Raw genomic sequence first — 9,637 nt, 5'->3', positions numbered from 1 at the left:
GCTTCTGAATCGGCAGAATCGTCGTGGCGTCGTCGGACGGATTCGATATCGCGGGAACGTCCTGTGGCGCTTCGGCTTTCGGGTCCGACGCGGTGGCGCCCCGACCGCTGTTCGCGCCGCCGGACTGCTGCGCCGGGCCGGACTTCGCGGTCTTCTCGCCGCCCTTGCCGGACGAAATCTTGGGCAATGCAACGGTTTTCGACTCGTCGGTACCGGAACCGTTCTCGTTCGCGGCGGCGTTCGGCGCCTTCGATCCCGGTGCGGCGGCACGTGCGGCATCGGCGACGCCCTGACCGGCAGCGGCACCTTCGGCGCCACCGGCCTTCGCGGCGGCCCCAGCCTTCGCGGCACCGGGGTCCTTCGTCCCCTTCGCGGTGCGCTCGGCATCGGGTGCGGCGGCCGGACCGTTCGTCGTCGGACCGTTCGTGGCAGCGGATTCGGCAGTGCCGGTCGCGGCGCCGGACTTGCCGGGTTCCTCGGAGGTGGGAGCCTTGCCGGGTTCCCCGATCTTCTTGCCGGATTCCCCGCGTCTGGGGATGGCGACCGTCTCCGCTTCGCCCGCCGCCGCACCGCTCGGCGCGGTGCCCGGCTTTCCGGCGGCGCCCTTCTCGGCACCGGCCGGCTCGGCGGGTTCGCCACCGTCGCTCGCCTTCGAGGCGGTTGCACCGGCGGCCGGCTTGCCGGAACCGGCGGTACCGGAACCGCCGGGCTTCGCACCGGGAGCGCCCGCGCCGGACTTGTCACCCGCACCGAAATTCGGCTGGGCCGACGCGTTTTTCGTCCCCGGCGCGCGAATGACTTGGGTTTGCGCCGATGGTGACGGCATGGGCGCGGTGGGGGCGGCGCCGGGCTTCGCCGGTCCGTCCGGACCCGCACCGGATGCAGCCTGACGCGGGCGGTCGCCGGAGGCGCCCTGGTGCGGCTTCTGATCGTCGTTCGGGTCGGACACGCGCTACCCCTTGCTCACTATCGGCTGTCGGTCGTCGACTGTCGCTCTCAGACGGCCAGCCTAATGGGGTCGGGGCGCGTAAGAGGCGGCAGACGCGCAACCATATAAGGGCTCGCCACGGGGACCGGGGCCCGGCATCGGCCCGGCGCACCCGCTGCCCGGCGAGCCGGTGCGGTGGCGGTGCACAATGAAGCCCATGACCTCCTTCGGTGATCTGCTCGGACCGCAGCCGGTATTGCTTCCCGAAAACACGGAAGCCGAACAGGCCCTGCTGGACAATGAGGACCCGGTCCAGGTCGCCGCCGCACATCCGACGGCGTCCGTGGCCTGGGCGCAGCTGGCCGAGGATGCGCTCGACCGCGCCGGGATCGTGGGCGCGCCCGAGGGCCAGGCCGAGGTGACCCTCGACGTGGTGGCGGCTTATGCCTTCGCCCGCACGGGCTACCACCGTGGCCTGGACCTGCTGCGCCGCAACGGGTGGAAGGGCTTCGGCCCGGTGCCGTGGAGCCACGAACCCAACCAGGGCTTCCTCCGCGCGGTCGGCGCGCTCGCCCGGGCCGCCCAGGCCATCGGTGAGAGCGACGAATACGCCCGCTGCCTGGACCTGCTCGAGGATTGCGATCCCCGCGCCGCCGCCGAACTCGGTCTGGACTGAGACTGGCCGGCACGGAACGGTTCGCGACCGCCATCACCGTCGATGCGGTTCGCGACAGCGGTAAACAGCGCATGCGCAATGGATGGGTGCGTCTGCGCCGATCCGCGCTCCCGATCTTCCAGTGTGCGGTGGGCGCGGCCCTGTCCTGGTTCGTCGCCCACCGGTTGGTCGGCCATCCACAACCGTTCTTCGCGCCGATGGCCGCGGTCATCTCGATCGGCGTGTCGTTCGGTGCGCGACTGCGCCGATCCGTGGAACTCGTCGGCGGTGTGGCCGTCGGGATCGGGATCGGCGACTTCTTCATCGGACAGGTCGGAACCGGTGCGTGGCAGATCGCGCTCGTCGTCGGGGTGGCGATGGCGACCGCGGTCTTCCTCGACAAAGGTGCGGTCATCCCGATGCAGGCCGCCAGTTCCGCGGTGCTGGTCGCCACGTTGATGCCGCCGCATACCGGCGGAGGTCTCAACCGCATGGTCGACGCGCTGGTCGGTGGGTTCGTCGGCGTCGTGGTGGTGGCCGCGATTCCGCTGCACCCCGTGCGCCGGGCCCGGCAGCAGGCCGCCGATATCCTCACCGTCCTGGGTGCGGCGCTGACCGAATGCGCCGACGGCCTCCACGAGCAGAATGCGGAGAAGGTCCGCGCCGCACTGCATTCCGTGCGCGGGACGCAACCGCAGATCGACGGTCTGCGCAATGCGGTGGAGGGCGGGCGCGAGGTCAGCCGGATCTCGCCGCTGTACTGGAACTCCCGGCCGCGGCTGGAAGCGATCCGCGCGGCGGTCGACCCGCTCGACAATGCGGTGCGCAATACCCGAGTGTTGTTGCGCCGCGCGCTGACCCTGGTGCGCGACGACGAAATCCTCGATCCCCGAATGATCGCCGAGGTCGAAGAGCTGGGGCAGGCGGTGGAAGTGGTGCGCCGCTACATGGTTGCCGAACCCGGCGAACAGCCCGATGCCGCCGAGGCGACGCGTGTCCTGCGGCGGGTCGCGAAGGGCGCGACCAAGGATCTGGTCGAGGGCGCCGGCCTGTCCTCCCATGTGGTCTTCGCCCAATTGCGTTCCATCGTGGTCGATCTGATGCAGGTCTGCGGGATCACACGTCTGTCGGCGATCGCGCTGCTGCCGCCGACCGTGCAGAACCCCTATGTGGCGCCGCAGGATTGACGACACGGCGATACCAGTAGTCGCGGAGTGGTCCGCGAGGTCACCGGGTCCGGCCGCGCACCGCCACCGCGCTCGAATCGGGTAGTCGACTACTCGTGTCGCGGGCCGGTGCGGATCGTACGTTTGTCTCGACCGCGTCGACGAGGGGTGGCGCGGTCGGAAAACTTCGCGACGGATGCGACGTGCGGCCGATTGGTGTGCGGCCGACCGCGTAGGGGGCGGGCGCTCCGTCGCGAAGAGGGCCGCCCGGTTCCCGTTCGCCGGCGAATCGAACCGGAATCGGGCGCGCCCGCCCGCGACTCGCGCGTCAGGTCCAGAAGCGGGTCAGATAACTACCGATGGCCGCCCAGTCCGACGGCACGCCCGACAGCTCGAACACCCAGTAGACGGCATCGAAGAACACCCGGTTGAGCTCCGGCACCCACAGGATCGCGAGCAACAGCAGCAGTCCGAACGGCTTCACCTGGTCCAGCGAACGCCGGGTCTGATAACTCAGCGACGGCTCCACGATCGCGTAGCCGTCGGTTCCCGGAATCGGCAACAGATTCAGAATCGTCGCGGTGATCTGCAGAAACGCCAGGAAGCTCAGACCGAACCAGAAGGCGGCGTGGTCGTGGGTCGAGCCGGCGAACCGGACGATCACCAGCAGCACCACCGCGCACAGCGCGTTGACCGCCGGCCCCGCCGCGCTGATCGCGCGCTGAGTGCGTGCCGAGAAGTTCTGCGTATTCAGATAGACCGCGCCACCGGGCAGCGCGAACCCGCCCAGCGCGATGAAGAAGATCGGCAGTGCGATCGACAACAGCGGATGGCTGTACTTCACCGGATTCAGCGTCAGATATCCGCGCATCTGCACTTCGCGGTCCCCGGCTCGGTACGCGGTATACGCGTGGCCGAATTCGTGCAGGCACACGCTGAGAATCCAGCCCGCCACCACCAGCACGAACACGCCGGCCTTCGCCCGGGTGGACAGCGGATCGGCATCCCAGGCCAGCGCCCCACCCAGGGCGGTGATCACGACGATCAGCAGAAAGATCGGACTCGGGCTGATCCCCCGGCGGTACTCCCGGGCCCCTCCGTGGTTACGCACGCTGCCGCCTCCGGGACCGTCGTACGTACCGCACGACCCGCCGAGCCGGGAAGGAATAGGTCATCGCACCAGCAGCCAGGGCTCGTGATGACGGTAGAAACTCGACCGCGGCACGGTGCGATCGGCGGCGATGCCGTCGCGGGTCACCGCGGCGCCCGGCGAGCCCAGCTGTACGGCACGCCCGGCCACCCAGCGCTTCTTACCCCAGCCGCGCTGCACCGTCGCGCGCACGCCCGGCATCTCGAGCGTCGGCGAGACATGCAATGCCGCAACCTTTCCGGTGAACAACCGGACTTCGTCGACGTAGGCCTCACCCTCGAGTTTGCCGCCGTCGCGGCCGGTGATCGTGGCCCGGCCGACCAGGACGGTACCGGTCTCGTCACGGATCAGGGGGGTCGGCTCGGCCCGGCCTTCCAACGCGCGTTTGGCGGCGTGCGAGCCCGTCCCGGTCTGATAGGCGCGGGAACCGTAGGTGCGATCCACCGGCACGTAGCCGATCTCGACGGCCAGCCGTTCGGTGCGCAGCAGATGGGTGAGCACCGCGGCCAGACCGGCGTCCTCGCCCAGCACGATCAGTCGCGGCTGGTTGTCGGCCGCCAGCACCGGCAGCAGTTCGTCCAGCTCGGCGGGCTCCGGAATCGCCGTGGTCTGGGTAGTGGGCAGCGACGCGAGCGCGATGGGCACGGGAGCGCCGTTGCAGCGGAGAACATGAGTACTCAACTGCCGAACACCCTCCTCGGACCTGCCAACGCCATCGCCCTCGCTGCCTACCGGGCGCACCCCTGCCGGGACGCCTCCGCAGGCCACTGTAATCGGCTCGGGCGGTCGGCGCGCTCTCCGCTGCGCCGCGCGGGGGAGGAGGTGGCTGGTTACGGCACGAATTGTGTCCACTAGACTGTCCCTCCGGCCACCGCCACATGGCGCGAGGGACGGGCCTCGGGAGCGCCGTCATCGGGCTCTGCAACGGCAGGTAGCTGCAGCGTCGCCGATGCTGCGTGTCGAAACCGTAGGAGACTCCCATGCCGGCAATCGTGCTGATCGGCGCCCAGTGGGGCGACGAGGGTAAGGGCAAAGCTACCGATCTGCTCGGTGGCCGCGTCCAGTGGGTGGTCCGCTACCAGGGTGGCAACAACGCAGGTCACACGGTGGTCCTGCCGAACGGCGACAATTTCGCGCTGCATCTGATCCCGTCCGGCATCCTGACGCCGGGCGTCACCAATGTCATCGGCAACGGTGTCGTCATCGATCCGGGTGTGCTGCTCGACGAACTCGCCGGACTGGAACAGCGTTCGGTGGACACCACCCGGCTGCTGCTCTCGGCGGACGCGCACCTGATCATGCCGTACCACGTGGCCATCGATAAGGTCACCGAACGCTTCCTGGGCAACAAGAAGATCGGCACCACCGGACGCGGCATCGGTCCCTGCTATCAGGACAAGGTCGCCCGCGTGGGCGTGCGGGTCGCCGATGTGCTGGACGAGAAGATCCTCACCCAGAAGGTCGAGGCCGCACTGGAATTCAAGAACCAGGTGCTGGTGAAGATCTACAACCGGCGCGCACTCGACCCGCAGCAGGTGGTCGACGAGGTGCTGAACCAGGCCGAGGGCTTCAAACACCGCATCAGCGACACCCGGCTGCTGCTCAATCAGGCCCTGGAGAACGGTGAGACCGTGCTGCTGGAGGGGTCGCAGGGCACCCTGCTCGACGTCGACCACGGCACCTATCCCTATGTGACGTCGTCGAATCCCACCTCCGGCGGTGCCGCGGTGGGCGCGGGCGTGGGCCCCAACAAGATCACCACGGTGCTCGGCATCCTGAAGGCCTACACCACGCGCGTCGGCTCCGGCCCGTTCCCGACCGAACTGTTCGACCAGTCCGGAGAATATCTCGCCAAGACCGGCGGCGAGGTCGGCGTGACCACCGGCCGCGCCCGCCGCACCGGCTGGTTCGACGCGGTGATCGCGCGCTACGCCACCCGGGTCAACGGCATCACCGACTACTTCCTCACCAAACTGGATGTGCTCTCCAGCCTGGACCGCGTGCCGATCTGCGTGGCCTACGAGATCGACGGCGAGCGGGTGGAGCAGATGCCCACCACCCAGACCGAATTCCACCACGCCAAGCCCATCTACGAGGAGATGCCGGGCTGGTGGGAGGACATCTCCGGGGCCCGCAGCTTCGAGGATCTGCCGGCCAACGCGCGCGCGTACGTCGAACGGCTGGAGGAGCTTTCCGGTGCCCGCGTGTCCTGCATCGGCGTCGGGCCCGGCCGCGACGAGACGATCGTCCGTCACGACATCCTGAACTAGCGAAACTTCGGGTTCAGTAGCAGGTGAGCGGCGCCAACGGTTCGGTAGCGTGCGGGGTCAGCGACGCGTAGGTCGCCGCGATCGACTTCACCGCCACCCGCAGATCGGATTCGGTGTGGGTGAACGGGATCCGCAGAAAACGTTCGAAGGCGCCCTGGACTCCGAAGCGCGGCCCGGCGGCGAGCAGGACACCGTGATTGGGCGCGGTGGCCGCGAGGGCGGTCGAGACGGGAGCCGGTAGTTGCACCCAGATCGACATACCGCCGCGGCCGGGACTCACCTGCCAGTCGGGCAGTTCCTCGGACAGGGCCTCGAGCAGGGCGGCGCGACGGCTGTGTAGTTGTTCGCGGCGTTGTTCGAGGATCACGTCCGCATGGTCGAGCAGATAGCCGGTGGCCAGCTGATCCATCACCGGCGTGCCGAGGTCCACGGTGGACCGGGTGCCGAGCAGTTTCGCGATGAGCGACTGGTTGGCCCGGATCCAGCCGACGCGCAGGCCGCCCCAGAACGACTTGGACGCCGATCCGATCGTCACGATCTCCGATCCGCGCGCGAAAGCGGCTGCCGGAGGGGGTGTTTCGCCGTCGAGCTGCTGATCGACCATGGACTCGTCGACGATCACGGTCATGCGGGTCTCGCGGGCGATCGCGGCCAGTTCCGCGCGGGCGTCGGCGCTCATCAGCAGGCCGGTCGGATTGTTGAAGTCCGGTACCAGGTAGGCGGTACTGGCGGCGGTTTGCCGTGCGGCACTGCGGATTCCGTCGAGGTCCCAGGCGGCCTCCGGCTGTTCGGGACGCAGCGGCACCGGGACCGGCCGGGCGCCGACGTCGCGGATCGCCTCGATCGCATTGGGATAGGTCGGGTGGTCGATCAGGACGCGCTCGGCGGGAGCGGTGAGCACATTCAGCAACAGCCGAAGTCCGTGCTGCGCACCGAGAGTCACCAGAATCTGATCGGGTTCGGTGGGCAGGCCGCGTTCGGTGTAGCGGCGCGCCAGCATCTCCCGCAGCGGCAGTATGCCCACCGGGTCCATGCCGTGCGTGCCGAGGTAGATCGGAAGGCCCTGCAGCGCAGCGGAATACGCGTCGGTCATCTGCGGGGGCGCCGACATCGCGGCATAGGTGAGGTCGATGGTGGGCTGTGCCGTCGGGGACATCACCGCCAGAATGCTGCGGGCCGGTTTGGTGCCGTCGTGCGCGACGTCCGACGGCAGGGCGACCGTGCTGCGCGAGCCCTGCCGGCTGATCAGATAGCCGTGCTCGCGCAGCAGCGCGTACGCGGAGGTGACCGTGGTGCGGCTGACGCCCAGCGCGGTCGCCAGATCGCGTTCGCTCGGCAGGGCGATCCCCAGCGGGGCCCGGCCGTCGTGGATCAGCAGGCGAATACTCTCCGCGAGCGCCAGATATGCCGGGCGCGTGCCGCGGCGAGCGGCGCCGGATTCGTCGTGCCGCCAGCGGCCCAGGTCGCGGGTGAGGGTGGCCGCACTGATCACGCGTATCGCCATAAGGGCCAGTATCCGGATAGTGGCTATTTGATTCAAGTCCAGATGCGAGCAGGCTGGACCTCATGTTCTCAGGTCTCGCCGCTCTGCTGGTCGTCGCGGTCGTTCTCCTGGCCGCCTATCGTTATGCCACCGGATCCGGGCGCCGGGTCGTGGCGCTCTTCGAGCGGTATCGCCCGCACGCGCCGATGGCGGATTGGTCACTGCGCGAGGTGGAGTGCCGCGATCCGGCCCGAGATCTCGCGGCCCTGCGGGGGCGGCAGACCTGCGTGGCACGGGACCGGTCGGCGACTCGACCGCCTGTGGTGCCCTGACCGCCGGAGCGACATCAGTCCAGTCGGTGATACTGGACTGCAACTGCCGAGGATGTCGGACCCCCGATGCACACTGTGGGGTATGTCTGCGGGCAAGCTGTCCTCGGTCTCGGTGACCGAATTCGATACCGCCATCGGCCGATGCGCGATGGGGTGGACCGATGACGGCGTCGTGCGGTTCCAACTGCCGGAAGTCGTCGCCCGCGGTCCCGAGCCCACTCGGCCGTCGGCCTCGGGACAGACCTCGGATGCCGGTGCCCTCACGGCCGGCATGTTGCGCCGCGGTGTGGACGCGATCGCCGCCGAGCGGGTCCGCGTCGTCGACCCGTCCGGCGGGATGGCCGAGGCGATCCGGGCCATTCGCGCGCATCTGACCGGGGAGCTCGACGATCTGCGGTGGATTCCGGTGGACTACCGCGCCCAACCGGAGTTCCATCGCGCGGTGTACGACATCACGCGCACCATCGGCCCGGGACGGACACTCACCTACGGCGAGGTCGCCGCCCGGGCCGGGGCGCCCGGCGCGGCCCAGGCCGTCGGACAAGCCCTGGGCCGCAACCCCGTCCCGCTGATCGTGCCCTGTCACCGCGTGCTGGCGGCCGACCACGGACTGCACGGCTTCTCCGCGCCGGGCGGCATCGTGACCAAGGCCCGGCTGCTCGAAATCGAACGCACCTCGGGATTCGGCGAACCGACCCTGTTCTAGACGCCGCCGGGGCTACTGCGACGCGGGCAGCCGATCGAGGAAATCGGCGATGAGGGGGGCGATCTCACGCAGATGCGTTTCCAGGGCGAAATGGCCGGTGTCGAACAGGTGCAGCTCGGCATCGGGCAGGTCGGCGAGGTATGCCTCGGCGCCGGGGGCCGGGAAGAAGGGGTCGTTCGCACCCCAGACGATGAGGGCCGGCGGCGCGTATGCGCGCAGCCAGGCCTGCCATTCGGGGTAGCGGGCCACATTCGAGTGGTAGTCGTAGGCCAGCGACAGCTGCGCCCGGGTGCGGCCGGGCAGATCGAGGTAACTCTGGTCCAGCATCCAGCTCTCCGGGGCGAGCCGGCTCGTATCCGCGACGCCCTGCTCGTATTGGCCGCGGGTGCCGTCCGGGCCGAGCAGTTGCCCGATGATGTCGTCGGCCCCTTCCTGATCCGGTCGCAGCGCGATGAAAACCTTTGCCCCGGCCGACAATCCGGCTTCGTAGGCGTTCCCGTTCTGCACCACCAGGCCGGTGATCCACTCGGGATGACGAGTGGCGACGCGGTAACCGACGGGCGCGCCGAAATCGAAGACGTACATCGCGAAGCGGGACAGGTCGAGCTGCCGCACGAATGCCTCGGTGATATCGGCGAGGCGATCGAAGGTGTAGTCGAAATCCGCCGGCGCCACGGTGTTCCCGAAGCCGGGATAGTCCGGGGCGATCAGGTGATACCGGCTGCCCAGCACGTCGATGAGGCGCCGGAACTGATGTGAACCCGAGGGGAAGCCGTGCAACAGCAGCAGCGCCGGAGCGTCCGCGCGCGTGGGCACGGATTCGCGATAGAAGACCTCGATGCCCTCCACCTCGACGCGCCGGTTCCGCACTTCGGTCACTTCGATCATGAGTTCACATGCCTTATCTCCGTAGGGATGCATTAGTTGTAGCCGACCGAACCTAATGC

At 69.0% G+C, this 9,637-nt stretch carries 9 protein-coding genes and 1 pseudogene; 5 read left to right on the top strand and 5 right to left on the bottom strand.

Features of this window, described 5'->3' with window-relative positions; all coding sequences use genetic code 11:
• A pseudogene (locus tag ON23_RS26075) lies at nucleotides 1-949 on the bottom strand (hypothetical protein); the annotation flags it as partial.
• A 196-nt stretch (nucleotides 950-1,145) separates the two neighbouring features.
• Between ON23_RS26075 and ON23_RS26070 the strand changes: the two are divergent.
• Nucleotides 1,146-1,604, top strand: coding sequence for a DUF3151 domain-containing protein (locus ON23_RS26070; protein WP_039781403.1), 459 nt, complete (start codon nucleotides 1,146-1,148; stop codon nucleotides 1,602-1,604).
• A 71-nt stretch (nucleotides 1,605-1,675) separates the two neighbouring features.
• The gene (locus ON23_RS26065; protein ID WP_039781402.1) at nucleotides 1,676-2,770 is read left to right on the top strand and encodes an FUSC family protein; all 1,095 of its coding nucleotides are present in this window, start codon (nucleotides 1,676-1,678) and stop codon (nucleotides 2,768-2,770) included.
• Between the two features lie 307 nt (nucleotides 2,771-3,077).
• Here ON23_RS26065 and ON23_RS26060 read toward each other — a convergent pair whose 3' ends face one another.
• Nucleotides 3,078-3,860 (bottom strand): site-2 protease family protein, encoded by a 783-nt coding sequence (locus tag ON23_RS26060; RefSeq protein WP_051043363.1) that lies wholly within the window; start codon nucleotides 3,858-3,860, stop codon nucleotides 3,078-3,080.
• 60 nt (nucleotides 3,861-3,920) lie between these two features.
• Nucleotides 3,921-4,544 (bottom strand): hypothetical protein, encoded by a 624-nt coding sequence (locus ON23_RS26055; RefSeq protein ID WP_245556108.1) that lies wholly within the window; start codon nucleotides 4,542-4,544, stop codon nucleotides 3,921-3,923.
• A gap of 335 nt (nucleotides 4,545-4,879) precedes the next feature.
• Here ON23_RS26055 and ON23_RS26050 point away from each other — a divergent pair, with 335 nt between their 5' ends.
• Nucleotides 4,880-6,169 carry an adenylosuccinate synthase gene (locus ON23_RS26050; RefSeq protein WP_039781400.1) on the top strand — a complete coding sequence of 430 codons (1,290 nt, stop codon included), beginning with the start codon at nucleotides 4,880-4,882 and terminating at the stop codon, nucleotides 6,167-6,169.
• A gap of 13 nt (nucleotides 6,170-6,182) precedes the next feature.
• Here ON23_RS26050 and yczR read toward each other — a convergent pair whose 3' ends face one another.
• On the bottom strand, nucleotides 6,183-7,673 hold the full coding sequence (gene yczR, locus ON23_RS26045; protein ID WP_039781399.1) for a MocR-like transcription factor YczR: 1,491 nt from the start codon (nucleotides 7,671-7,673) through the stop codon (nucleotides 6,183-6,185).
• Between the two features lie 62 nt (nucleotides 7,674-7,735).
• Between yczR and ON23_RS26040 the strand changes: the two genes are divergently transcribed.
• A complete protein-coding gene (locus ON23_RS26040; protein ID WP_039781398.1) occupies nucleotides 7,736-7,984 on the top strand; it encodes a hypothetical protein in 249 nt (82 codons plus the stop codon).
• An 82-nt stretch (nucleotides 7,985-8,066) separates the two neighbouring features.
• Complete coding sequence (locus ON23_RS26035; protein WP_051043361.1) at nucleotides 8,067-8,690, top strand: methylated-DNA--[protein]-cysteine S-methyltransferase; 624 nt, start codon at nucleotides 8,067-8,069, stop codon at nucleotides 8,688-8,690.
• Nucleotides 8,691-8,702: 12 nt separating this feature from the next.
• On the opposite strand, the gene ON23_RS26030 is transcribed toward ON23_RS26035, so the two are convergent.
• Entirely contained in the window at nucleotides 8,703-9,578 is an 876-nt protein-coding gene (locus tag ON23_RS26030; protein WP_039781424.1) for an alpha/beta fold hydrolase, read from the bottom strand.
• Nucleotides 9,579-9,637 lie beyond the last annotated feature (59 nt).

The organism is Nocardia cerradoensis NBRC 101014, assembly GCF_000308535.1.
Taxonomy (GTDB): domain Bacteria; phylum Actinomycetota; class Actinomycetes; order Mycobacteriales; family Mycobacteriaceae; genus Nocardia; species Nocardia cerradoensis.
Note: the sequence above shows the minus strand (reverse complement) of the source record. Positions and strands in the feature narration are given on the sequence as shown.

Excerpts from the sequence above, each read along its gene's own strand:
- ON23_RS26070 (WP_039781403.1), top strand. The coding sequence starts at position 1,146 with ATGACCTCCTTCGGTGATCTGCTCGGACCGCAGCCGGTATTGCTTCCC.
- yczR (WP_039781399.1), bottom strand. The coding sequence starts at position 7,673 with ATGGCGATACGCGTGATCAGTGCGGCCACCCTCACCCGCGACCTGGGC.
- ON23_RS26030 (WP_039781424.1), bottom strand. The coding sequence starts at position 9,578 with ATGATCGAAGTGACCGAAGTGCGGAACCGGCGCGTCGAGGTGGAGGGC.
- ON23_RS26040 (WP_039781398.1), top strand. The coding sequence starts at position 7,736 with ATGTTCTCAGGTCTCGCCGCTCTGCTGGTCGTCGCGGTCGTTCTCCTG.
- ON23_RS26050 (WP_039781400.1), top strand. The coding sequence starts at position 4,880 with ATGCCGGCAATCGTGCTGATCGGCGCCCAGTGGGGCGACGAGGGTAAG.
- ON23_RS26035 (WP_051043361.1), top strand. The coding sequence starts at position 8,067 with ATGTCTGCGGGCAAGCTGTCCTCGGTCTCGGTGACCGAATTCGATACC.
- ON23_RS26065 (WP_039781402.1), top strand. The coding sequence starts at position 1,676 with ATGCGCAATGGATGGGTGCGTCTGCGCCGATCCGCGCTCCCGATCTTC.